Consider the following 22,134-nt stretch of genomic DNA (forward strand, 5'->3'; position numbering starts at 1 on the left):
GCCCGATGCAACACGCGGAGTGCGCTCAGCCCGGGTGCGTCATCGACAGCAGGTCGAGCTTCTCGTCGAGCTGGTCGAGAGTCAGCTCGCCGCGCTCGACATAACCGAGGTCGATGACGGCCTCGCGCACGGTGATGCCCTTCGCGACCGAGTGCTTGGCGATCTTCGCCGCCGCCTCGTATCCGATCAGCTTGTTGAGCGGCGTGACGATCGAGGGCGACATGCCCGCGTAGGCTGCGGCGCGCTCGACATCGGCCTCGAGACCGTCGATCGTCTTGTCGGCCAGCAGGCGGGAGGCATTGGCGAGCAGTTCGATCGACTCGAGGACGGCCGTTCCCATCACGGGGATCGCGACGTTGAGTTCGAACGATCCGGAGGCCCCCGCCCACGCGACGGTGGCGTCGTTGCCGATCACGCGCGCGCACACCATGAGCGTCGCCTCGGGGACGACGGGGTTGACCTTGCCGGGCATGATCGAAGAGCCCGGCTGCAGATCGGGGATGTGCAGCTCGCCCAGGCCGGTGTTGGGTCCCGACCCCATCCAGCGGATGTCGTTGTTGATCTTCGTCAGGGAGACCGCGATCGTGCGCAGGGCGCCGGATGTCTCAACCAGGCCGTCCCGGTTCGCCTGGGCTTCGAAGTGGTCCTTCGCCTCGGTGATCGGAAGCTCGGTGTCCGAGACGATCAGCTCGAGAACCTTCTGCGGGAACCCGAGGGGCGTGTTGATCCCGGTGCCCACGGCCGTGCCGCCCAGGGGCACCTCGGCGACCCGCGGGAGGACGGCCTGGACGCGCTCGATGCCCAGACGGACCTGGCGCGCGTAGCCGCCGAACTCCTGGCCGAGCGTGACGGGTGTGGCGTCCATCAGGTGCGTGCGGCCGGACTTCACGACGGTCTTCCACGCGTCCGCCTTGGCCTCGAGGGCGACGGCGAGGTGGTCGAGCGCCGGGATGAGGTCGTCGATGAGCTCCTGCGTCACGGCGATGTGGACGGACGTCGGGAACACGTCGTTGGACGACTGCGACGCGTTCACGTGGTCGTTCGGGTGCACCGGTCGGCCGAGGTCGCGGGTCGCGAGGGTGGCGAGCACCTCGTTCATGTTCATGTTCGACGAGGTGCCGCTGCCGGTCTGGTAGACGTCGATAGGGAACTGGTCGGCGAACTCGCCCGCGATGATGCGGTCCGCGGACCGCGCGATCGCGTCGGCGATGTCGGCATCGAGGGTGCCGAGCTCCTTGTTGGCGAGAGCGGCGGCCTTCTTGATGCGCGCGAGCGCGACGATCTGGGCGGGTTCGAGCGGGTCGCCCGAGATGGGGAAGTTCTCGACGGCGCGCTGCGTCTGCGCGGCGTAGAGGGCGTCCTTGGGGACGCGCACCTCACCCATCGTGTCGTGCTCGATGCGGTACTCGATGTCGGTCACTTCGTCGTTCCTCCGTTGGTGGCGAGTGTGATCAGGCGTCGTCCCCGACGTCGCCGACGATCACGTCGGGGACGGCGGTTCCTTCCGCGAGTCGGTAGTTGGCCCCCACGATGGCGAGCCGGCCCTCGGCGACCGCGTCGCTGATGAGCTCCGACGAGTGCAGCAGCTCGGCGACGGTGTCGCGGAGGTGCTCGCGGCCGACCTGCTCGTGGTCGATCGTCACGGGCGGCACGCCGTCGACCGTCCCGGCGCGCACGACGCGGCGCACGGCGGGGACGATGGGGGCGATCTGCTTCCAGATGTGGGCGGGCAGGGCCGGGGCATCTGCGCGCGTGCTGTCGATCGCGGCGTTGACGGCGCCGCACTCGTCATGGCCCAGCACCACGATCAGGGGCACGCCGAGCACCGCCACGGCGTACTCGAGGCTGCCGACCACGGAGTCCGAGATGACCTGGCCCGCGTTGCGGACGACGAAGAGGTCACCCAGTCCCTTGTCGAAGATGATCTCGGCGGCAAGGCGCGAGTCGGAGCAGCCGAACAGTGCGGCTCTCGGGCGCTGGCCGGCGGCGAGGTCGTGGCGACGCTCGACGTCCTGGCGCGGATGGCGGGGTTCTCCGGCGACGAACCGCGCATTGCCTCGCTGCATCTCGTGCCACACCTTGCGGGGCGTCGGCTCTTCGCTCACGGTGCCTCCTCGCTCACTCGGCGGCCTCGCGCAGGCGCTCGATCTCGGGCGCGGCGGCCGCGGCGGCCTCTTCCAGGGTGTCCTGACCCGCGCGCCCGTAGATGAGGACGGTGTCGGCGCCGGCCTGGGTGGCCAGGGCGACCGTGACGTTCCCCGCGCGCGAAGGGTCGGTGATGTCGTAGCGGTCCCACACGATGCCCTCGATCGACACCGTGCCGTCGGTGTTCGCGCCGGACAGGACACGCGTCGGCCACGCCGGATCGGCGTCGAAGCCCTGAACGACCCGCAGGAACCACGTCTCGTCGGCGTAGACGATCGTCCACTCGCGGGGTGCTTCTCCGTCGACCTCGGCAACGTTGACCCGCCAGGACTCGGGGACCTCCGGCGCGATGACCGCGCGCTCCTCGGCGGCGGACACCTGCTCGGCGACGACGGCGACGTCGATCGGCTCGGGCTCCGGCGGCGTGCCGCGCGGCACCGCGAGAATGATCACGACCACGACCGCGATCGTCACGATGAGCGCCGCGAACAGGTTGCGGCTGTTCTGGCTCGCGCGGTACACGCGCGACGACTCGGCCTTGCGAGCGGCCGTCTCTTCGGGGGTCTCTTCGCGGCCGAGCTCGGCGACGATGCGGGGCGAGTGGGCCATCACACGCGCTCCGCGGGGGCGGACTCGGTCGCAGAGCGTGCCGCATCGAGCCGGCGCTTCGCGCCGAGAAGCCATTCGTCGCACCGAGCGGCGAGAGCTTCGCCGCGCTCCCACAGTGCGAGTGACTGCTCGAGCGTCGGGGCGCCCTGCTCGAGCTCCGCGACGACGCGGACGAGCTCATCGCGGGCCTGCTCGAACGTCAGCGACGAGACGTCCTGCGTGGCTCCGCTCGACTCGGTCATGCCTCCATCCTAGATCGGTGCGACGGCACCGCCGGCGGCGTCGTGGTCGTCGGGTGAGGGGGTTTCGGCGACCTCCCCCTCCGAGAGGGCCGCGAAGGAGCCGCGTCCGACGGTGACCACGACGCGGGCGGATGCCGGTGCCTGCGCGGCGTCGCGGACGATGGTCCCGTCGGACAGGTGGGCGATGGCGTAGCCGCGCGCCAGCGTCGACGCGGGGGAGAGCGCGCGGAGCGTCGCCCGGAGTTCGGACGTGGCCTGCGCCTGCGCGTCCAGCGCGCGATCGACGCGGAACCGACCGCGCCCGACGAGGAGCTCGACCTCTTGCGCCCGCGAGGTGAGGATCGACTCGGGCGAGCGCAGGGCCGGGCGGGAGCGCAGCTGTTCGAGCTGCGCGATGTCGTGGCTCACGCGCTGACTCAGGCGGCCGGTCAGGCGCGCGCGGAGCTGGGCGATGAGCGCACGCTGCTCCGCGACATCCGGCACCACGCGCTTGGCGGCGTCGGTGGGCGTCGACGCGCGGAGATCGGCGACGTCGTCGAGCAGCGGATGGTCGTTCTCGTGGCCGATCGCACTCACGACCGGAGTGGATGCCGTCGCCACCGCGCGCACGAGGCGCTCGTCGCTGAAGCCGAGGAGGGTCTGCGGGTCGCCGCCGCCGCGGGCGATGATGATGACGTCGACGTCCGGAGCGGCGTCGAGCGCCTTGAGCGCCGCGATCGTCTCGGGGACGCACCGTTCACCCTGCACGGCGGCGTACTTGGTGCGGAAGCGCACCTGCGGCCAGCGCAGCTCGGCGTTGCGATGGACGTCCTTCTCGGCGTCGGAGTTCTCTCCCGTGATCAGGCCGATCGTGTGGGGCAGGAACGGCAGCCGCTTCTTGCGTGCGGCGTCGAACAGTCCTTCGGAGCGCAACTGGGACCGCAGCCGCTCGAGCTTCTCGAGCTGGTCGCCGAGGCCGACGTGGCGCATGGCCGAGACGCCGAAGCTGAAGTCGCCGGTCTTGACGAAGAAGTCGGCTTTCACGCACGCCACGACGTGGTCGCCGACCTTGAGGTCGGCGGGGAGCCGTTCGCGCGTGGAGGACCAGATGCGGAAGGCGAGCGTGGCGTCGGTGACGTTGTCCTTGAGCCGCCCGAACACATTGCCGCCGCGCAGGTTCCATGACGTGATCTCGCCCTCGACCCACACCGAGCCCCAGGTCTGGATGAACCCGCGGATGGTCTCGTTGAGCCGCGAGACGGACGTCGGCGCCTGCGGCGTGGAGTCCTTCGGTCGCACCGAATCCGCGGGTGGGGCCTCGCCGGGCACCGGTGCCGGCTGGAAGGTCGTCATGAAGTCCTCTCGCACCGGATGTCGTCGCACGGCCCGCGCCCAGGGGCCGCCCATAGAATCGAGGGGTGACCAGCAGCACTGTGGGGAACCGACCTGTGAGCATGCCCGTCCCGCGCGTACCGCGGCGGCGCGAACGCCTTCAGGATATCCCGGTCCAAGGACAGAAGCGGGTGCTGCTCGCTTCGCCCCGGGGCTACTGCGCCGGGGTGGACCGCGCGGTCATCGCCGTCGAGAAGGCGCTCGAGCGCTACGGCGCGCCCGTGTACGTCCGCAAGCAGATCGTCCACAACATCCACGTCGTGACCGAGCTCGAGGCGCAGGGCGCGATCTTCGTCGAGGAGGTCGACGAGGTCCCCGAGGGCTCGCACGTCGTGTTCAGCGCGCACGGAGTCTCGCCGGCCGTCGTGAGCGAGGCATCCGACAGGAATCTCCGGGCGATCGACGCAACGTGCCCGCTGGTGACCAAGGTGCACCGTGAGGCGGTGCGCTTCGCGCGCGACGACTTCGAGATCCTCCTGATCGGCCACGAGGGGCACGAGGAGGTCGAGGGCACCGCCGGCGAGGCGCCCGACCACGTCACCGTCGTGAACTCGCCCGACGAGGCCGACACCATCGAGGTCCGTGATCCGTCCAAGGTGGTGTGGCTCTCCCAGACCACCCTCTCGGTCGACGAGACGATGGAGACCGTCCGGCGTCTGCGCGAGCGCTTCCCTCAGCTCCAGGACCCGCCGTCCGACGACATCTGCTACGCGACGCAGAACCGTCAGGTCGCCATCAAGAAGGTCGCGAAGGACGCCGATCTCGTCATCGTGGTGGGTTCGGCCAACTCCTCCAACAGCGTTCGGCTCGTGGAGGTCGCGCTCGAGTACGGCGCGAAGGCCGCGTACCGCGTCGACTACGCCGACGAGATCGACCAGGCCTGGCTCGACGGCGTCGAGACCGTCGGCGTGACCAGCGGTGCGTCGGTTCCCGAGGTGCTCGTCCAGGAGGTCCTGTCGGACCTCGCCGGCGCCGGCTACCGCGATGTCGAAGAGATCCGCACCGCCGAGGAGGACCTCATGTTCTCGCTCCCGAAGGAGCTCCGTCAGGATGCCTCGGGCCGCCGCGACGACCGTGCGCTGGGTGGCCGGGGCCGCTCATGAGCGGGGCCTCGGCGCCCGACCCGCGGCCGCGGCCGCAGTACGGCGAGTACGCGACGCCCGAGGAGCAGCGCGCGCGCATCGCGCAACCGGACGTCGGCCTCGTCTACGAGCCCGCACCCGTCCCGGAGCAGCCCGTACCGGTCTCGCCCGCCGAGCGCCCTGCGGCTGCTCCGCCTGAGACGGCTACCCGCTCCCGAGCCGTCGATCGGATCGTGACCTTCGCGCTGCTCGCCTACGGACTCGTGAACGTCGTGGCGTCCTTCCCGGCGCTGGTGGATTTCACCGAGTACACCGACACGATGTTCGGGCTGCTGGGCGTCGACGCGACGCTGTCGGACCCCGCCGCGGGGCGCCCGTGGGGCATCGCGGCTGCGATCGTGCTGGCCGCGGGCTGGTTCGTGACCGCGGTCGTGTCGTGGATGAGTGTGCGGCGCGGCCGTTTATCGTGGTGGATTCCGCTCGTGGGCGGCGTCGTCTTCATGTCGGCGTCCGCGATCCTCGTGCTCATCCCGTTGATGAACGACCCCGCGGTGTGGAGCGCGCTGGAGAACAGCATCCGTTAGTCCGGCGCTGCCCGCAGCGCGCTCCCGACCGCGAAGGTCAGGCCGCGAGGGACTTGCCGTGCGAGCCGAGCTGCTTCGTGGCCTCGACGACCCGCGCGGCCATCGCGGACTCGGCGACCTTGCCCCACGCGCGGGGGTCGTAGGCCTTCTTGTTGCCCACCTCGCCGTCGACCTTGAGGACGCCGTCGTAGTTGGTGAACATGTAGCCGGCGACCGAGCGCGTGAAGGCGTACTGGGTGTCGGTGTCGATGTTCATCTTCACGACCCCGTTCGCGACGGCGAGGGCGATCTCTTCGTCGGTCGAGCCGCTGCCGCCGTGGAAGACCAGGTCGAGCGGCTTCGGCCCGGTGCCGAACTTCGACGCGATGCCCTCCTGGATCTCGCCGAGGAGCTCGGGACGGAGCTTGACGTTGCCGGGCTTGTAGACGCCGTGGACGTTGCCGAAGGTGAGCGCGGAGATGTAGCGGCCGTTCTCGCCGAGCCCGAGAGCTTCCACCGCCTTGGTGACATCGGCGACGGTCGTGTAGAGGGCCTCGTTCGATCCCTCGTGCTGGACACCGTCCTCTTCGCCGCCGACGACGCCGATCTCGACCTCGAGGATGGCGTTGATGTTCTTCAGGCGGGGGAGGAGTTCCCGGGCGATCTCGATGTTCTCGTCCAGCGGCACGGCCGAGCCGTCCCACATGTGCGACTGGAAGATCGGGTTGCGTCCGGCCCGAACCTCCTCCTCGGAGGCCTCGATGAGGGGCAGCACGAAGTCTGCGAGTGCGGGCTTGGGGCAGTGGTCGGTGTGGAGCGCCACGGTGATCGGGTAGCTCTTGGCGACCTCGGTGGCGAACTTCGCGAAAGCGATCGCCCCGGTCGCGCGAGCCTTGACGGTGTGGCCGGCGAAGTAGTCCGCCCCGCCGGTGGTGACCTGGATGATGCCGTCGGACCCGGCCTCGGTGAGCCCCTGCAGAACGGCGTTGATCGACTGCGAGCTCGAGACGTTGATGGCGGGGTACGCGAATCCACCGGCCTTCGCGCGGTCCAGCATGTCGGCGTACTGCTCGGGCGTGGCGACGGGCATGGGTGCTCCTTGGTCGTGAGGGGGCGTCATGTCGACTTTAGCGGTGCCTCGGTCGCGGCGAAGGATGCTCCGGCGCCGCGAGGTCGCCCATCGAGGGCGGGTCCTGCCGCACGCGAAAGAATCGCGCTTCCTTAACGCTGCGAGCGTGGAAAATCACGGTGGCCGACCACCGGCCATGGCTAGGCTGGCGACATGGTGAGTCTGACTGCCGACATGAGCCCCCTCCACCCCGACCGGAACCTCGCGCTCGAGCTGGTGCGAGCGACGGAGGCGGCCGCGATCCGCGCCGTGCCGTTCATCGGGCGGGGGGCCAAGGAGGCGGCCGACGGTGCCGCCGTCGACGCGATGCGGGCGTTCTTCACCACGGTGAACTTCGACGGCACGATCGTGATCGGTGAAGGGGAGAAGGACGAGGCCCCCATGCTCTTCAACGGCGAGCGAGTGGGCAATGGCCGGGGTCCGCAGTGCGACGTGGCCGTCGACCCGATCGACGGCACCTCCCTCACGGCGGCGGGCAGGAACAACGCCCTCTCGGTGATCGCGGTGTCCGATCACGGCACGATGCTCGACGCGTCGAGCGTCTTCTACATGGACAAGCTGGTGACGGGGCCCGCCGGCGTCGGCGTCGTCGACATCCGCCTCCCGATCGGCGAGAACATCCGCCTGCTGGCGAAAGCACTCGGCAAGCCGGTGGACGAGATCGTCGTATCGGTGCTCCATCGGCCCCGTCATGACGATCTGATCGACCAGATCCGCGAGGCCGGCGCCGGCACGCGCCTCATGAGCGACGGCGATGTCGCGGGCGGGATCAATGCGGCACGGCACAACGCGCGCACGGACATGTGCGTGGGGATCGGCGGAAGCCCCGAGGGGATCGTGACGGCATGCGCCATCAAGGCGCTGGGCGGCCACATCCAAGGTCGGCTGTGGCCGCGTGACGACGACGAGAAGCAGAAGGGCATCGATGCCGGCCTGAAGCTCGACGACCACGTGTACGAGGCGGACGACCTGGTGAGGGGGAGCAACACGATCTTCGTCGCGACCGGTGTCACCGACGGCCAGCTCGTCGCGGGGGTCCGCCGGGAGGGCGGCTACGTGTACACCGAGAGCGTCGTCCTGCGTGGAGCGTCGGGAACCCTGCGTCGCATCACGTCGGAGCACCTCACGTCGAAGTGGCTCTGATCATCTTTCGCCGCGTGTCGCGGTGAAAGATGTTGCTCGTGGGGCTCTTGTGACCGTTTCGTGACGCGTTCGAGGCAACCGTCTGGCAGAATCGTTGGCGGTCGACGGTGACGCACGTAATTCTCGATGCGAGGGAGTCCCCATGTCCGGACAGGTGAGCAGTCCGTCGACGCAGACGGGCGCGCAGGCGGTCGTCGCGAACGCGGTGGACCCCGCCCGTCGTCCTGATGTCCTCCTTCGCGTGCGCCGCGAAGAAGGCCACGAGATCAGCGCATGGTGGATGATCGGCGCTTTCGTCGGCGTCTCGGCGCTGGTCATCGGACTGCTGAGCTTCGTGCCCGGCGGCGCCTGACCTTCGTCAGTCCGAAGCGGGGGCGATCCGGCTCCGGAGTTCTCCGAGGTCGGCTGCGGCAGTGGTACGGGCGGCCTCCGCTCCGCCGGAGTCGATGTCGTGCTCGCGCGAGAGGTTCGACGCGTCCGCGCTCGATCGCGGCGGTCCGTCCTCGCTGAGTGTGCCCTCGAGCAGCTCGGGCGCCGTGAGGCGACGCGGGCTCTTCTCGATGGTCGCCGGCTCCGTGACGGCGTCGAGCTTGGTCGCGTCGATCCCGGGGAACCGGCGGGCGCTCACGAGCACGCGCGACTCGAGCGAGCCGGCGAACCGGTTGTAGCTGTCGACGGTGCGCTCGATCGCGCGGCGCAGATCGTCGGCGTGGCCGGCGAGCGAACCGAGACGCTCGTAGAGCTGGTTGCCGAGGTCGAACAGCGCCCGCGCTTCGGCCGAGACGTCCTGCTGCGTCCACGTGTAGGCGACGGTCTTGAGCACGGCCCACAGATTCACGGGCGATGCGAGGGCGACCCGCTTGCCGAACGCGTGATCGAGCAGCGCCGGATCTTCCTCGAGGGCGGCCGCCAGCAGCGACTCGCTCGGGACGAAGCACACGACGAACTCGGGGCTCGACGGCAGTCCTGACCAGTAGGCCTTCTTCGCGAGCGCGTCCACGTGCGCGCGCAGTGCTCGGACGTGCTTGTCGAGGAGCTCTCGCCGCCGGGCGGCGTCCGGCCCTTGCGCCGTCAGCGGGATCGCGCTCGCTTCGAGGTACGCGTCGAGCGGAACCTTTGCGTCGACGGCAATGGCCTTGTCGCCGGGGAGGCGGATCACCATATCGGGTCGGCCGGCCCCGGCATCCGACCGGATCGACGTCTGCACATCGAAGTCCACGTAGCGCGTGAGGCCCGCCGCCTCCACGACGCGCCGCAACTGCGTTTCGCCCCACACCCCGCGCGTCGATCCCGACCGCAGGGCGCTGGCCAGTGACTCGGTCGTCGACCGCAGCGCCTCGTCGGACTCCTGTGCCCTGCGCAGCTGCTCGGCGAGCGTCGCGAACTGGGTGTGCCGGTCGCGCTCGAGCTCGCCGACCTTCGCCTGCATGGCGGTCAGCGTCTCGTGCACCGGGGCGAGGGCCCGCAGGACGGTCTGCTCGCGTCGCTCCCGCTCTTCGCGGGAGGCTTGGTCGTGACGCGCCTGCGCCGCGAGTTCGCGGTACAGCAGCTGCTGGTGCTCGAGCTGTGCCTGCACACCCTGCCGCGCGGCGTCGGCGGCTGCGAGTCGGGCGCGCAGCTCGGCCTGCTCACGGGCGGTGCGAGCGGCGGCCCTCGCGAGCCCGGCGGTCCAGCCGGCGAGGGCGCCCGCGAGCAACGTCACCACGGCGATGATCGACACGAGGAAGGCGTCCATGGGTCCATCGTGAACGGGGCCGCCGACATCGGCGCGCAGACGGGCCGGTGTCGGCGCTCGTCAGGCCACCACGAAGGACGTGACCGGGGGCGCTGCGACGGCGATCTGCGAGACCCGGACGCCGCAGTACTCCGCGAGCAGGTCGATGTCGTCGGCCGCCACGCGTCGGGCCGCGTCGATCATCACGTGGGCGCAGGCGAGGGCATCGGCGGTCGCGTTGTGGTGGGCGAACGCCCCGAAGCCGGCCTCCGCGGCGACGAACGGAAGGCGATACGACTCGAGCTGATAGACGCGCCGCGCGACCTGGAGACTGCACGCATAGCGGTAGGGCGGGCAGTCGTCGCCGGTCGCTTCGCACGTCCGTTTGATCACGGCCATGTCGAAGCCCGCGTTGTGGGCGACGAGCACGTCATCGCCGATGAAGGCCGCGAGCGCCGGGAGCTGCTCGGTCCAGGTGGCGGCGTCCGCGACATCCACCGCCCGGATCCCGTGGATGCGGGTGTTGAGGTCGAAGAACACGTCGTGCCCGGCGGGCGGACGGATCAGCCACCCGGTCTCGTCGACGACGACGCCGTCGCGGACCCGGGCGAGGCCGACGGCGCACACCGAGGCATTGCTCGGGTTCGCCGTCTCGAAGTCGATCGCGGTGAAGTCCAATGCCACGCCCCCACCCTCGCCCGCGATGGCCGGGCGGCCGCGGAGGCGCGCCGCCGACCCGCCTGTGCGGTCGGCGGCGATCCCGGCGTCCGCCGTCCGGGCTAGCGTGACCCCATGCGCACACTCACGGTCTGCAACTTCGTCACGGTCGACGGCAGGTACGAAGACGACGACCACGACATCGCGTCGTTCTTCGAGCATCAGCACCCCGACTACGCGGGGGCCGACACCTTCGACCACTACACGACGTCGCTGCTCCGGGACGCCGGCACGCTCGTGCTGTCCGGCCGCCGGTCCGCGCTCGGCAATCTCGGCTACTGGACCGGCGTCCTCGAGGATCCGAGCGCCTCCGCGATCCGCCGCGAGTTCGCCGCGCTGATCCTCGACATCGAGAAGGTCGTGGTGTCCGACACGATCACCGCCGAGGACCTCGCGCCCTATCGCAACGTGCGCACCGTCCCCGTCGCCGAAGCGAGGTCGGAGGTCGCCGCTCTCCGTTCGGGCGAGGGGAGAGGCATCCTCGTCCTGCTCGGGCGGGTGCTCTGGAACGACCTGATGCGAGCCGGACTCGTGGACGAACTGCATCTGGTCACCTTCCCGCTGATCGCCGGATCGGGTGTGCCGCTGTTCGACGACCGCCCGCCCGTCGCGCTGAAGCTGCTGGGCGTGCGGGAGTGGCAGGAATCAGGGAACGTGCTCATGCGGTGGCGGGTGGACCCCGCATGATCGGCGTCCGGGCGGTGTGCTTCGATCTGGACGGCACGCTGCTGCGCGACGATCACGTCGACGAGGTCGTACGGCAGGCGGCCTCCGAGGAGGCGGTCGTGCGGCGGCTCGCTCCGGGTTTCGTCGACGAGGCGGTCTCGGCGCTCCATGCCTACTGGTTCGGGGTCGGCGAGAGCCCGGCGCTGTCGACGATCCCGACCGACGCGCTGCCCCTCGATGTGTGGGAGGCGGTGCTGCGGCGGCACGGTGTCGAGGACCGGGAGGCGGCCGAAGCGGTCCACGCGCGGCAGATCGCGCTGGAGTCCGCCGCGGCGGTGCTGTACGACGAGAGCCTCGACGTCCTCGCCTCGGTGCGTCGGGCGGGGCTGCGTACGGCCGTCATCACCAATGGTCCGAGCGCGCTCCAGCGCGGCAAGCTCGCAACGGTCGGCCTCGATGGGTTCGATGCCGTCGTGGTGTCGGGCGAGGTAGGGCACCGCAAGCCCGAGCGCGAGATCTTCGAGCTGGCTCTCGGGGTCCTCGGCGTGGGCTCCGATGAGGCGATTCACGTCGGCGACAATCAGACCGCCGACGTCGGCGGGGCCGTCGGCGCCGGTCTCACGGCCGTCTGGATCAATCGGAGGGGGGCTGCCGTGGCATCCGATCCCCATCACACGATCGCCGATCTGCGCGGACTGCTCGCCCTGCTCTGACGCTCGGCGCGGCGCCGTTCCCTCCGCAACTAGACTTGAGCCCCGTGGCTCTCACCATCGGAATCGTCGGACTGCCCAACGTCGGCAAGTCCACCCTCTTCAACGCCCTCACCAAGAATCAGGTGCTCGCGGCGAACTACCCCTTCGCGACCATCGAGCCCAACGTGGGTGTGGTGAACCTCCCCGACCCGCGCCTGGACACGCTCGCCGAGATCTTCCACAGCGAGCGGATCCTGCCGGCCGCGGTCTCGTTCGTCGACATCGCCGGCATCGTGCGCGGAGCGTCGGAGGGAGAGGGACTCGGCAACAAGTTCCTCGCGAACATCCGCGAGGCCGACGCGATCGCCCAGGTCGTGCGCGGATTCTCCGACGACGATGTCGTGCACGTCGAGGGTGCCGTCGATCCGCGCAGCGACATGGAGACCATCAACGCCGAGCTGCAGCTGGCCGACCTCGAGACCCTCGAGAAGGCGATCGCGCGGTACGAGAAGGAAGTGCGGGGACGCAAGCTCGACCCGTCGGTGCTCCAGACTGCCGAGGCGGCGCGCGACGCCGTCCAGCGCGGCGAGCTGCTGTCGGCCTCGGGCATCGACCTCGCGCCCATCAAGGAGCTGGGGCTGCTCACGGCCAAGCCGTTCATCTTCGTCTTCAACGTCGACGAGGCGGTGCTGACGGATGCTGCGCGCCGGGCGGAGCTCGAGTCCCTGGTCGCCCCGGCCAAGGCGGTCTTCCTCGACGCCAAGATCGAGTCCGAGCTCATCGACCTCGACCCCGAGGACGCCGCCGAACTGCTCGCCTCGACGGGGCAGGACGAGTCCGGACTCGACCAGCTCGCGCGCATCGGCTTCGACACCCTGGGGCTCCAGACCTATCTCACCGCCGGGCCGAAGGAGGCCCGGGCCTGGACGATCGGCAAGGGCTGGAAGGCGCCGCAGGCGGCGGGAGTCATCCACACCGACTTCGAGAAGGGCTTCATCAAGGCCGAGGTGATCTCGTTCGACGACCTCGTCGAGTCGGGGTCGGTCCTCGAGGCCCGCGCGAAGGGCAAGGCCCGCCTCGAGGGCAAGGACTACGTCATGCAGGACGGCGACGTCGTCGAGTTCCGCTTCAACGTCTGACCCGAGTCACTTGCCCGCGGAATTCCGCGGGTTCTGATCGGATTTCGATGATCTAGTCCGCAAAAAGTCCGCAGAAAACCCGCGCTAGCGGGTCCGCGCGGGCTCGAAACGACCACCCTTGGGCGACTCGTTTGGGCTCCGCCGGGTGGTTAGCGGCTTCCCTGTCCGGCACTGTCGGTCGATGCCGCAGATTGCAGCGCCGCCGCGACGAGCGCGCCGGCGGCGGCGCGAGTGCGGTCTTCGGCGGTTGGCCAGAGATGGCTGTAGGTGTTGAGGGTGGTGGTCGCGCGGGCGTGCCCGAGCGCGCGCTGGACGGTGACGACGTCGCAGCCCGAGGCGATCAACCCGGATGCGTAGAAGTGGCGCAGGTCATGGAGACGGATGCCGTCGACAGACGCGGCCGCGAGCGTCTTGCGCCACCAGTAGCCGACCGTGTTCTGGTGCGGCGGTAGTCCGTACTGACCCATGAAAAGCCATCCCTCTGGACCGAATGTGCCGTGGTCAGCGAAGTGCTGGCTGAGGATTGCGAGCAGCTCGTCAGCTGCGAAGACCACCCGCTCTGACCCATACTTCGGCGGACTCAGCGCGATCTCGTTCTCCGCGTGCCGCTGCACCTGGCGTCTCACGTGGATCTGTCGACGCAAGAAGTTGATGTCATCGGCCTGGAGCGCCGCTGCCTCACCGAGCCGAAGGCCGGCGAACGCGCACACGGCCACGAAGGGCCGGAACCACCACTCGGCAGCAGCCATGATCGCTCCGACCTCTTCTGGGGTCGGAACACGCATTGACGCCTCGGCCTTGCGCAGGCGGGGGAGTGTAACCCCGATCGACGGATCTTCGGGCATCCTCCGGTCACGAACGGCCGCGCGGATGACGCCACGAACGTTGTTGACGCGGGTCTTGATGGTGCCGGGAGCCAGACCCCGCGATGCCATCTCCTTCACCCACGCTTCGACATGCGACCGGCTGAGCCGACGAAGCTCGACATCGCGGAAGGTGCATGTCCGCATGGCGAGGTCCATCGCGACGACGGTCCCTGCTGCCCAGAGCTGACGCGTCGACCAGTCGGCGTAGTACTGCGCGAGAGTGATCGTGCCAGCGCGTGGGTCGACGTAGCGCCCTGTGATAACGGATGTTGTCACCTCGTCCAGCCAGCGCTGGGCGTCGCGCTTCGTGTCGAAATGGCGAGAGAGTTCCTTGTGCGTCTCGTCGCGATAGCGGGCGCGCCACGAGCCGTCAGGACGCTGTTTGATGCTCGCCACAGGGTGACTCCGATCGCGTGGGACGACTCGACCTCAACTGACAGTCTGAACTCGTCGGCGCGGGATCGCTACTTGGTTGCCGTTGCTGGCGGCATCAAGAAACTTGCTGCGACGCATAGCGACCAATTTTGTGTTGCGCGACGATGGCGGTGAACTCATCCCGTCTGCGGACGACGAGGTCCCGCCGGTGACGGTGGACCGCAACCGATCCTGGTTGTCGTAGAGGCACGCGCTTGTCACGCAACTCACTGCCTCGAACGGTCTCGCAGCAGACCTCGAACAGCCAGAATTCCCAGCAGTATGGCTCCCACCAGGGAGCCGAGTGCGACCACTAGCGCCACGCCGGGGCGGTTGTTCAAAATGGTCAAGACGAGCGTGATACTGCCCGTGAGCAGGATGAACGCCGAGAGCGCGAGCAGCGCAAACCACTTGAGCCTCGCGGGCTTGGTCATTGGGTCACATCCCGATCGCGAAGCGGGTCCGCTGTCTCCGCTCCCAGTAGCTTCCTGCGGATCGCATCGGCCTCTTCTTCGAGCTTTTTGGACTCCAGCGACACCGCCGCCTGACCGACGCCCCCAGAGAGCATGCCGGTAGCTGCGAGCTTGACCAGCTGAACCCTTATTTCTTCGAGGCGCTTCTGAAGGGCACCATTCTCTGATGACGGCGTCGTGCTCATCGGCATGTCCTCAGAGCGCTTCCGAATGCGAACGCCGCGCTCGTAACGTTCAGCACGAAGTTAATCGTAGTCAGCGCGCCGAGTCCGAGGCCTATTCCCGTCGAGGAGGCTCCCACTAGTACGCCGAGGTTCAGCGCGGCTGCGGTCAAATTTCCAAAGATGTCGATCAAGTCCCAGGCGCACGAAGATGAGATATTCCCGGTGGGGTCGGTGTTGTTGATGGGGTCGCAGCCGGCGTAGGCGTAGCGGTTGGCGTTGTTCGGGTCGAGGGGTGCGTCGAGGGTGTCTTGTTGGGTCCAGCGTCCGGTGGTGGGGTTGTACCAGCGGTTTCCGAAGTGCACCCACCCGGTGGCGCGGTCTTGGATGCCGCCCTTGAACAGGAACGGGTTCTGCCCGGTGCCTGACCCGCCGCTGGTGTAGGAGAGGGTGGGAAGCCCGTACGGGTCGTAGGCGTACACGTACCCGGTGCCGGTGACATCGCGCAGGATCGCCGTGGGGTTGCCGGTGCCGTCGTACACGTACAGGCTGACCGCCCCGGTCGAGGTGCGCAGCATGAGCGGCTGCCCAGTGACCGGGTCGTTTTCCACTTGCCCCGGCGCTGCGGGCCAGTCGAATCCGAGCACGTCACGACCCATAATGACGGGCAATCGCCTCGATGCCCATCCTCGGCCACGCTCGTTGATGTCAATGTCGTTCATGCTCGCTCCGCTGCGCGTGCTCCACATTGACATCTCCAACGCTCCGGCCCTGGCTGGCCGCCTATCGACGCGATGCCCTACGCCTGGCTTGTCGGCAACCGCTCGCACCAGTGCTGCACCGCCACCGCAAAGTAACCATTGGAGCCAGGTCAGATCCGACCGGCTGCATCACCGTCGGCGGGAGGTCGGGGGATGGTGCGAGAACTGATGCCTGACTTACCGCGTCTCTCGGTCGGCGACGAGCTCGAACCAGTCATCTGCCGACGTCGATCCGCACATAGATGGGCCACGCGCGCTCCTCATTCCTCGGGCTTCTTGTTGCTCAGGCTGACGGCGATGGTTATCACGCCAGCGATGCTGAGGATGAGTGACAAGAGAGTGAGCCATGTGACTGCATCGAACTGGCCGGAAAGCAGTGTGAGCAAGAGTGCGACGACGCCGAGACCAGCCGCGCCCCACGTCCAAAATAGGAGGCGACGCTTCAGCATTGACGCGCCACGTCGTTGATGGATATCGCGGTGGTGAACGCCCCGATCGCGGAACCCGCGGCAAGAAGCGCCCCCGCGGTAAGAATGGCCGCGGGCGGAATCACGGAAGCGCCGAAGATCAAACCGGTGAACCCGGCGACGCGAACCAGTTGCCCAAGGATGTTCCCGCTCAGGCGTAGGAGAGCAGACGTGCACGCGAGTGTCAATTGGCCGGTGGGGTCGAGGTTGTTGATGGGGTCGCAGCCGGCGTAGGCGTAGCGGTTGGCGTTGTTGGGGTCGAGGGGTGCGTCGAGGGTGTCTTGTTGGGTCCAGCGTCCGGTGGTGGGGTTGTACCAGCGGTTGCCGTAGTGGACCCAGCCGGTGGCGCGGTCTTGGATGCCGCCTTTGAACAGGAACGGGTTTTGCCCGGTGCCCGACCCGCCGCTGGTGTAGGAGAGGGTCGCCAGCCCGTACGGGTCGTAGGTGTACACGTACCCGGTGCCGGTGACATCGCGCAGGATCGCGGTGGGGTTGCCGGTGCCGTCGTACACGTACAAGCTGACCGCGCCGGTCGAGGTGCGCAGCATGAGCGGCTGCCCGGTGACCGGGTCGTTTTCCACATACGCCGTCACACTGCCGATCTTCGCCTGCTCGATCACCGGCATCCCGACCTGGTTGAGCCGCCCGTACACCAGCTTGTAGGTGGTGGTGGAGGTCTGCTGCTGCACCACCTCCACCTGACTGCTCCCGGCGTACTTGTACGCGAACGACCCGGACCCGTTACTGACACCGGTCATCTGCTGCGCCCCGTTGTAGGTGTACGTCCCGGCGGGGTCAGCGGTCATGTTCCCCGCCCCGTCGAAGCTGTACCCGGCGGTGGTGACCTGGTTCCCGGCGTTGAACGTCAGCGTCTGCGACGAGCTCACCCCGCCGGTGGCGGTGGCGGTCAGCCGGTTCCCGCGGGCGTCGTACGTGTACGTCCAGGCGGTGGGGCTGGTGCCACCGGTCTGGGCCGCGGACGTCAGGTGACCGGCCGTGTCATACCCATACACGGTGACCTGCCCGGTGAGGTTGTTCCGCTCCCATTGCAGCTTCGCCCGGTCCGTGGCGGCCCCCGTCCCGCAGGTCGGTGGGGTGCCGGTGGTGTTGTAGCAGTAGGACACGTCGATGACCGTGACCGGGTTGCCGCCCGTGTCGACGGTTTCGGCGATGGAGCGGGAGACGCGGCCGCTGGCATCGTAGTCCTGATGGGTGTGACCCTTCCACGCCGAGTTGGTGGCGTTGGTGTCCAACCACACATCGGTGCGGCGGCCCTGGTCATCGGTGCCGATCGCGAGGGTCTTCACACCCGACCCGGAGGGGTAGAGGATCTTGGTGGCCACCCCGGAATCATCGAACTCGTTCGCGTTCGTACCTCGACTGTCGGTGACCGTGGCAGCGGCACCCTTCGTCGTTGTACCTACGCTCAGGCTCATTGCTGCTCAGGCAGTAACACGCGAACGACCACGACGACGAACAGAACAACTGCAACCGCAAGCAGAGCTCCGAGTGACACCAACTCCGACCTTGTTTGCGGTCGTCTCTGGCGTCGTCTGAGCACAAACGCAGCGAGCGCGACGAACAGCGCCGCGAATCCCAGTGCAAGCAGTACCGTATTCAACATCCTGCGAGTACTCCCTGGGCGAAGAAGAATGCACCGGCCAATCCAGTAAGAGCTGCAATGACGACCGCCCCGCCCGTATTGACTTGACCGGCGACAGGAACGGCGTTTCCCGGAGAGGTGTACACGGCGTAGGCGGTGGCTCCAGCGGCCACAACACCGAAGAACGCCGCGGCGGAATTGAGTTGCTGACAATAAGTTAGCTGGCCGGTGGGATCAATGTTGTTGATGGGGTCGCAGCCGGCGTAGGCGTACCTGTTGGCGTTTTGGGGGTCGATGGGGGCGTCGAGGGTGTCTTGTTGGGTCCATCTGCCGGTGGTGGGGTTGTACCAGCGGTTGCCGTAGTGGACCCACCCGGTGGCGCGGTCTTGGATGCCGCCTTTGAACAGGAACGGGTTCTGCCCGGTGCCTGACCCGCCGCTGGTGTAGGAGAGGGTCGCCAGCCCGTACGGGTCGTAGGTGTACACGTACCCGGTGCCGGTGACATCGCGGAGGATCGCGGTGGGGTTGCCGGTGCCGTCGTACACGTACAAGCTGACCGCGCCGGTCGAGGTGCGCAGCATGAGCGGCTGCCCGGTGACCGGGTCGTTTTCCACATACGCCGTCACACTGCCGATCTTCGCCTGCTCGATCACCGGCATCCCGACCTGGTTGAGCCGCCCGTACACCAGCTTGTAGGTGGTGGTGGAGGTCTGCTGCTGCACCACCTCGACCTGACTGGTCCCGGCGTACTTGTACGCGAACGACCCGGACCCGTTACTGACACCGGTCATCTGCTGCGCCCCGTTGTAGGTGTACGTCCCGGCGGGGTCAGCGGTCATGTTCCCCGCCCCGTCGAAGCTGTACCCGGCGGTGGTGACCTGGTTGCCGGCGTTGAACGTCAGCGTCTGCGACGAGCTCACCCCGCCGGTGGCGGTGGCGGTCAGCCGGTTCCCGCGGGCGTCGTACGTGTACGTCCAGGCGGTGGGGCTGGTGCCGCCGGTCTGGGCCGCGGACGTGAGGTGACCGGCCGTGTCATACCCGTAGGTGGTGACCTGCCCGGTGAGGTTGTTCCGCTCCCATTGCAGCTTCGCCCGGTCCGTGGCGGCCCCCGTCCCGCAGGTGGGTGGGGTGCCGGTGGTGTTGTAGCAGTAGGACACGTCGGTGACGGTGACCGGGTTGCCGCCCGTGTCGACGGTTTCGGCGATGGAGCGGGAGACGCGGCCGCTGGCGTCGTAGTCCTGGTGGGTGTGGCCCTTCCACGCCGAGTTGGTGGGGTTGGTGTCCAACCACACATCGGTGCGGCGGCCCTGGTCATCGGTGCCGATCGCGAGGGTCTTCACACCCGACCCGGAGGGGTAGAGGATCTTGGTGGCCACCCCGGAATCATCGAACTGGTTCGTGGTCGTGCCGCGACTGTCGGTGACGGAGGTGAGGTTGGAGGACAGGTCGTACCCGTAGCTGATGGTGCCGCCCGCGAACGTGTTGACCCGGGTGATCAACCGGCCGAGCTGGTCGTACCCGTAGGTGGTGGTCCCGTTGCCGTCCACTCTGGTGGCGGGCAGCCCGGTGTCGGTGTACGTGGTGGTGACCGTCGCGGTGCCGCCGGTGAACGCGGTGGACAGCAGCCGGTCCTGGTTGTCGTAACTGTAGGTGGTGGTCACGCCTTTGCCGTCGGTGGCGGTGCGCACCCGACCGAAGTCGTCGTAGGTGTACGCGCGGGATCCGAGCGAGGACCCGGTCACCGGGGTCAGGGTGGACAGCTGGGAGTTGCTGTTGTACCCGTACTGGGTGGTGTTGGTGCCGTTTCCCGGCGCCAGCGCGGTCGCCACGGTGCCGTTGCTCTTGTACGTCAGCGTGTTCGTGGCAGCCAGCGCGTTCGAACTGGTCAGCGGGTTGCCCGCCCCGTTGTAGGTGTACGTGGTGGTGTTGCCGGCCGAGTCCGTCGTCGATGACGGAAGGTACTTCGTCGACGCGGCCGTGTTCGTGTACGCCGCTGACGCGGTCGCCCCAGCCGGAGACTGCACCGAGGTCAGCGAGTCGCCGCTGTTGGCCCCGTAGGTCGCGGTGGTCGTGGACGCGCCCCCGCCGGTGCCTTGCGTGGCGGTGGCGACATCCCCGTTGGGGGTGTAGGTCGCCGCACGGGAGCGGCCCATCTCATCCACCGACCCCGTGACCAGGAGCGAGGCGGAATCGAGGGTGTACGTGATGTGGGGAACGGAGCTGACCGACGCGGACTGGTTCGTGTTCGGCCGCGCCACCAACGTCTGCGTGCCCGATGCGTATTCGAAACGGGTGTGCGAGGTGCCCGGCGACCCGGCGGTGGTGTTGTTCTGGCTGATGCGGGAAACTTTGTCGGTGCCCGACTTGTAGCTGATCCCGATCACCGCACCACCGGGGGCCGTGATCGAGGTGAGCTGATTTCCGCTGTACCCGAACAGCGTGTCCTTGCCGTTGGCGTCGGTGATCTTCACCAGGTTCGAGTACGGGTCCTTCACGTACTTCACGTTCCGGCTCGAAGCGCCCGAGGTCTGCGTCACCGTCAGCGTGTACGTCGAGGAAGAGTACGACAACGCCGCGGTGCGAGCCGGCGTCGGCCCCGCCGTCGACACCACAGTCGACGGGATGCCGCCGCTGTAACTCAGCGCGGTGCTGTTGCCGTTACGGTCCGCGATCGAGGTGGGCTGCCCGTCAGCGTTGAACGTGACCACCGTTCGGGTCTTGCGCCACGTCAACGTGTACGTCGAGCCCACCGCCGCCAGATCCGCCATCACCCCACCCGGTGCCGTGAACGCCCCCGGCGATCCCGACACCGGCGTGAACACCCACGTCGCCCCATCACCCGAGGTGTACACCACCTTCCCGCCGGTACCCGCCGACAACAACCCCGCGCCACCGACATCCCACGACCACCGATGCGCCGCCGGCGTCGACGTCGACCCGGCCGACGTGCTGCGCGAGTTGTACGACTGGCCGATGCCCACCGACCCCGTCACCCCGGGAAGTGCAAGGCTCCGGTTCTGCACGCGAAGGTTCCCCGAGCCCACATCGACGAACACCGTGGTCTGATCAGACACGAAAAACGACAGCTCCGTCGCCCCCGGCCGGTCCCCCGTCACCCCCGTCGTCGTCGGCGCGGTCGGCAACGCCAGCGGCACCACCAACGCCTGCGCTGGCGTCACCGACGCAACCTGCAACCCCGTCGTGACCACAGACACCGCCGCCCACCCGCGTCTGCCGCCCAGAAACAACCCGAACCGTGAACGTCGACCAGCCACAGCACTTCCCCTCGGACAACCAACCACGCGATCATCACCGACAGGCTCGGGCGTCCAAGAAGGTGCGTAATCCGCACACTAACCACCCCACGGCTCACGCGGAAGAACAAGGCCTGAACTGCTCGCGAAAGCGACAGAACTATCCGGAAAGCGTCCTCCCGCCGCGTGCGAACCGGGGCCGCCCGAACGGAAAGATCAGCCCGAGAGCTTATGGACGCCATACCCCGCACGCGATAACCGACCCTCACTCGTCCAGGGCGCGCCATCGGCCAACCAGCAATTCGGAGGCAGCAACGTAACTGGCGATGCACGCAGGCACCAAATGGTGGCTGGCTCTCGACGGCTTGAGTTCACTGGCATCGCACGTCAACCTGGTTGCATGACGAAAAGGCGACAAAGGAAGCCGATTGACGGTACCGAGCGCTCCACGACCTCCCACTCGGACGACGACAGCCAGTCGGAAGGAGGCGTGGCTCTCGGAGTCGATCAGCAGGGCTTCGACGCGTTCGGGCGTCCCCTCTATGCTCCACGGGGAGAGCAGGCTACGCGGGGTCCGGTGACCACCGCAGAGACGCGACGATCCCCGTCGCGAATCGGAAAGGGCGTGGCGACACGGATTGATCAGCGCGGCGCATCTCGCTCCGTCGACCTTCGACGCATCGCCGATCTCTCGAAGGAGCTCAGCAAGCTGCACAAACACGAACGTGCGCTGCTCGCCGAACGCGATGTGCTGGTCCGGAGGCTCCGGAGCGAGGGAGAGTCGTGGGCATCCCTCTCATCGCGAACTGGCCTGAGCCGTCAGGCTCTCAGCAAGCGAACCCGGCCTACCAATTGATCAAGTCGCTGGCACGGCCGGTCAGCTGCACCGGGTTCTGATCATCCTGGGCTCAGATGAGGTATCG

The 22,134-nt window shown here is 68.2% G+C and carries 22 protein-coding genes; 7 read left to right on the forward strand and 15 right to left on the reverse strand.

The genetic code is table 11. The features are described from left to right. Positions 1-25 precede the first annotated feature (25 nt). Genes ACFQ0P_RS12185 through xseA form a run of 5 tightly spaced genes read right to left on the reverse strand, consistent with a single transcriptional unit; the run spans position 26 to position 4,328 of the window. The gene (locus ACFQ0P_RS12185; RefSeq protein WP_204978951.1) at positions 26-1,420 is read right to left on the reverse strand and encodes a class II fumarate hydratase; all 1,395 of its coding nucleotides are present in this window, start codon (positions 1,418-1,420) and stop codon (positions 26-28) included. Positions 1,421-1,451: 31 nt separating this feature from the next. Next, a complete protein-coding gene (locus ACFQ0P_RS12190) occupies positions 1,452-2,066 on the reverse strand; it encodes a carbonic anhydrase (protein ID WP_204981384.1) in 615 nt (204 codons plus the stop codon). Positions 2,067-2,118: 52 nt separating this feature from the next. Beyond that, positions 2,119-2,754: a DUF4245 family protein gene (locus ACFQ0P_RS12195; protein WP_204978952.1), complete on the reverse strand. Its 636-nt coding sequence runs from the start codon at positions 2,752-2,754 to the stop codon at positions 2,119-2,121. Next, positions 2,754-2,996 carry an exodeoxyribonuclease VII small subunit gene (locus ACFQ0P_RS12200; protein WP_204978953.1) on the reverse strand — a complete coding sequence of 81 codons (243 nt, stop codon included), beginning with the start codon at positions 2,994-2,996 and terminating at the stop codon, positions 2,754-2,756. Before ACFQ0P_RS12200 ends, ACFQ0P_RS12195 begins: the two co-directional genes overlap by 1 nt. A gap of 9 nt (positions 2,997-3,005) precedes the next feature. Further along, complete coding sequence (xseA, locus tag ACFQ0P_RS12205) at positions 3,006-4,328, reverse strand: exodeoxyribonuclease VII large subunit (RefSeq protein ID WP_204978954.1); 1,323 nt, start codon at positions 4,326-4,328, stop codon at positions 3,006-3,008. A gap of 101 nt (positions 4,329-4,429) precedes the next feature. Here xseA and ACFQ0P_RS12210 point away from each other — a divergent pair, with 101 nt between their 5' ends. Continuing rightward, positions 4,430-5,470, forward strand: a complete 1,041-nt coding sequence (locus ACFQ0P_RS12210) for a 4-hydroxy-3-methylbut-2-enyl diphosphate reductase (protein ID WP_204981386.1) — start codon at positions 4,430-4,432, stop codon at positions 5,468-5,470. Next, positions 5,467-6,033, forward strand: coding sequence for a DUF6264 family protein (locus ACFQ0P_RS12215; protein WP_204978955.1), 567 nt, complete (start codon positions 5,467-5,469; stop codon positions 6,031-6,033). Before ACFQ0P_RS12210 ends, ACFQ0P_RS12215 begins: the two co-directional genes overlap by 4 nt. Positions 6,034-6,070: 37 nt before the next feature. On the opposite strand, the gene fbaA is transcribed toward ACFQ0P_RS12215, so the two are convergent. Beyond that, complete coding sequence (gene fbaA / locus ACFQ0P_RS12220; protein ID WP_204978956.1) at positions 6,071-7,102, reverse strand: class II fructose-bisphosphate aldolase; 1,032 nt, start codon at positions 7,100-7,102, stop codon at positions 6,071-6,073. A gap of 192 nt (positions 7,103-7,294) precedes the next feature. Here fbaA and glpX point away from each other — a divergent pair, with 192 nt between their 5' ends. Then, entirely contained in the window at positions 7,295-8,284 is a 990-nt protein-coding gene (glpX, locus tag ACFQ0P_RS12225; protein ID WP_204978957.1) for a class II fructose-bisphosphatase, read from the forward strand. Between the two features lie 142 nt (positions 8,285-8,426). Next, complete coding sequence (locus ACFQ0P_RS12230) at positions 8,427-8,636, forward strand: UDP-N-acetylmuramyl pentapeptide phosphotransferase (RefSeq protein WP_204978958.1); 210 nt, start codon at positions 8,427-8,429, stop codon at positions 8,634-8,636. A gap of 6 nt (positions 8,637-8,642) precedes the next feature. Here ACFQ0P_RS12230 and ACFQ0P_RS12235 read toward each other — a convergent pair whose 3' ends face one another. Both ACFQ0P_RS12235 and ACFQ0P_RS12240 read right to left on the reverse strand, forming a co-directional pair. Further along, entirely contained in the window at positions 8,643-10,019 is a 1,377-nt protein-coding gene (locus tag ACFQ0P_RS12235) for a DNA recombination protein RmuC (RefSeq protein WP_204978959.1), read from the reverse strand. 60 nt (positions 10,020-10,079) lie between these two features. Continuing rightward, positions 10,080-10,682, reverse strand: coding sequence for a 3'-5' exonuclease (locus ACFQ0P_RS12240; protein ID WP_204978960.1), 603 nt, complete (start codon positions 10,680-10,682; stop codon positions 10,080-10,082). A gap of 108 nt (positions 10,683-10,790) precedes the next feature. Here ACFQ0P_RS12240 and ACFQ0P_RS12245 point away from each other — a divergent pair, with 108 nt between their 5' ends. From ACFQ0P_RS12245 to ychF, 3 genes are read left to right on the forward strand one after another with little or no spacing between them, the layout of a single operon-like run. Continuing rightward, positions 10,791-11,402, forward strand: a complete 612-nt coding sequence (locus ACFQ0P_RS12245) for a dihydrofolate reductase family protein (RefSeq protein WP_204978961.1) — start codon at positions 10,791-10,793, stop codon at positions 11,400-11,402. Further along, positions 11,399-12,094, forward strand: a complete 696-nt coding sequence (locus ACFQ0P_RS12250; RefSeq protein WP_204978962.1) for an HAD family hydrolase — start codon at positions 11,399-11,401, stop codon at positions 12,092-12,094. The genes ACFQ0P_RS12245 and ACFQ0P_RS12250 overlap by 4 nt, the downstream gene beginning before the upstream one ends. A gap of 44 nt (positions 12,095-12,138) precedes the next feature. Continuing rightward, the gene (gene ychF / locus ACFQ0P_RS12255) at positions 12,139-13,212 is read left to right on the forward strand and encodes a redox-regulated ATPase YchF (protein WP_204978963.1); all 1,074 of its coding nucleotides are present in this window, start codon (positions 12,139-12,141) and stop codon (positions 13,210-13,212) included. Between the two features lie 149 nt (positions 13,213-13,361). On the opposite strand, the gene ACFQ0P_RS12260 is transcribed toward ychF, so the two are convergent. The 7 genes from ACFQ0P_RS12260 to ACFQ0P_RS12290 form a co-directional block, all read right to left on the reverse strand. Then, complete coding sequence (locus ACFQ0P_RS12260) at positions 13,362-14,474, reverse strand: tyrosine-type recombinase/integrase (protein ID WP_378772290.1); 1,113 nt, start codon at positions 14,472-14,474, stop codon at positions 13,362-13,364. A 245-nt stretch (positions 14,475-14,719) separates the two neighbouring features. Continuing rightward, the gene (locus ACFQ0P_RS12265) at positions 14,720-14,926 is read right to left on the reverse strand and encodes a hypothetical protein (RefSeq protein WP_204978964.1); all 207 of its coding nucleotides are present in this window, start codon (positions 14,924-14,926) and stop codon (positions 14,720-14,722) included. Next, entirely contained in the window at positions 14,923-15,150 is a 228-nt protein-coding gene (locus ACFQ0P_RS12270) for a hypothetical protein (RefSeq protein WP_204978965.1), read from the reverse strand. The genes ACFQ0P_RS12265 and ACFQ0P_RS12270 overlap by 4 nt, the downstream gene beginning before the upstream one ends. Beyond that, the gene (locus ACFQ0P_RS12275; protein WP_204978966.1) at positions 15,147-15,704 is read right to left on the reverse strand and encodes an RHS repeat-associated core domain-containing protein; all 558 of its coding nucleotides are present in this window, start codon (positions 15,702-15,704) and stop codon (positions 15,147-15,149) included. The genes ACFQ0P_RS12270 and ACFQ0P_RS12275 overlap by 4 nt, the downstream gene beginning before the upstream one ends. 443 nt (positions 15,705-16,147) lie before the next feature. Then, complete coding sequence (locus ACFQ0P_RS12280) at positions 16,148-16,336, reverse strand: hypothetical protein (RefSeq protein WP_204978967.1); 189 nt, start codon at positions 16,334-16,336, stop codon at positions 16,148-16,150. Next, the gene (locus ACFQ0P_RS12285) at positions 16,330-17,697 is read right to left on the reverse strand and encodes an RHS repeat-associated core domain-containing protein (protein WP_204978968.1); all 1,368 of its coding nucleotides are present in this window, start codon (positions 17,695-17,697) and stop codon (positions 16,330-16,332) included. Before ACFQ0P_RS12285 ends, ACFQ0P_RS12280 begins: the two co-directional genes overlap by 7 nt. Positions 17,698-17,971: 274 nt before the next feature. Continuing rightward, the gene (locus ACFQ0P_RS12290) at positions 17,972-21,136 is read right to left on the reverse strand and encodes an RHS repeat domain-containing protein (protein ID WP_204978969.1); all 3,165 of its coding nucleotides are present in this window, start codon (positions 21,134-21,136) and stop codon (positions 17,972-17,974) included. Positions 21,137-22,134 lie beyond the last annotated feature (998 nt).

Source organism: Microbacterium insulae, assembly GCF_042677065.1.
Classification (GTDB): Bacteria; Actinomycetota; Actinomycetes; order Actinomycetales; family Microbacteriaceae; genus Microbacterium; species Microbacterium insulae.

Bases quoted from the DNA above. Each gene is read 5' to 3' on its own strand.
- ACFQ0P_RS12200 (WP_204978953.1), bottom strand. From the start codon at position 2,996: ATGACCGAGTCGAGCGGAGCCACGCAGGACGTCTCGTCGCTGACGTTC.
- fbaA (WP_204978956.1), bottom strand. From the start codon at position 7,102: ATGCCCGTCGCCACGCCCGAGCAGTACGCCGACATGCTGGACCGCGCG.
- ACFQ0P_RS12235 (WP_204978959.1), bottom strand. From the start codon at position 10,019: ATGGACGCCTTCCTCGTGTCGATCATCGCCGTGGTGACGTTGCTCGCG.
- ACFQ0P_RS12210 (WP_204981386.1), top strand. From the start codon at position 4,430: ATGCCCGTCCCGCGCGTACCGCGGCGGCGCGAACGCCTTCAGGATATC.
- ACFQ0P_RS12245 (WP_204978961.1), top strand. From the start codon at position 10,791: ATGCGCACACTCACGGTCTGCAACTTCGTCACGGTCGACGGCAGGTAC.
- ACFQ0P_RS12195 (WP_204978952.1), bottom strand. From the start codon at position 2,754: ATGGCCCACTCGCCCCGCATCGTCGCCGAGCTCGGCCGCGAAGAGACC.
- ACFQ0P_RS12270 (WP_204978965.1), bottom strand. From the start codon at position 15,150: ATGAGCACGACGCCGTCATCAGAGAATGGTGCCCTTCAGAAGCGCCTC.
- ACFQ0P_RS12265 (WP_204978964.1), bottom strand. From the start codon at position 14,926: ATGACCAAGCCCGCGAGGCTCAAGTGGTTTGCGCTGCTCGCGCTCTCG.
- ACFQ0P_RS12230 (WP_204978958.1), top strand. From the start codon at position 8,427: ATGTCCGGACAGGTGAGCAGTCCGTCGACGCAGACGGGCGCGCAGGCG.
- ACFQ0P_RS12190 (WP_204981384.1), bottom strand. From the start codon at position 2,066: ATGCAGCGAGGCAATGCGCGGTTCGTCGCCGGAGAACCCCGCCATCCG.
- ACFQ0P_RS12250 (WP_204978962.1), top strand. From the start codon at position 11,399: ATGATCGGCGTCCGGGCGGTGTGCTTCGATCTGGACGGCACGCTGCTG.
- ACFQ0P_RS12280 (WP_204978967.1), bottom strand. From the start codon at position 16,336: ATGCTGAAGCGTCGCCTCCTATTTTGGACGTGGGGCGCGGCTGGTCTC.
- ACFQ0P_RS12275 (WP_204978966.1), bottom strand. From the start codon at position 15,704: ATGCTGCGCACCTCGACCGGGGCGGTCAGCCTGTACGTGTACGACGGC.
- glpX (WP_204978957.1), top strand. From the start codon at position 7,295: ATGGTGAGTCTGACTGCCGACATGAGCCCCCTCCACCCCGACCGGAAC.
- ACFQ0P_RS12215 (WP_204978955.1), top strand. From the start codon at position 5,467: ATGAGCGGGGCCTCGGCGCCCGACCCGCGGCCGCGGCCGCAGTACGGC.
- xseA (WP_204978954.1), bottom strand. From the start codon at position 4,328: ATGACGACCTTCCAGCCGGCACCGGTGCCCGGCGAGGCCCCACCCGCG.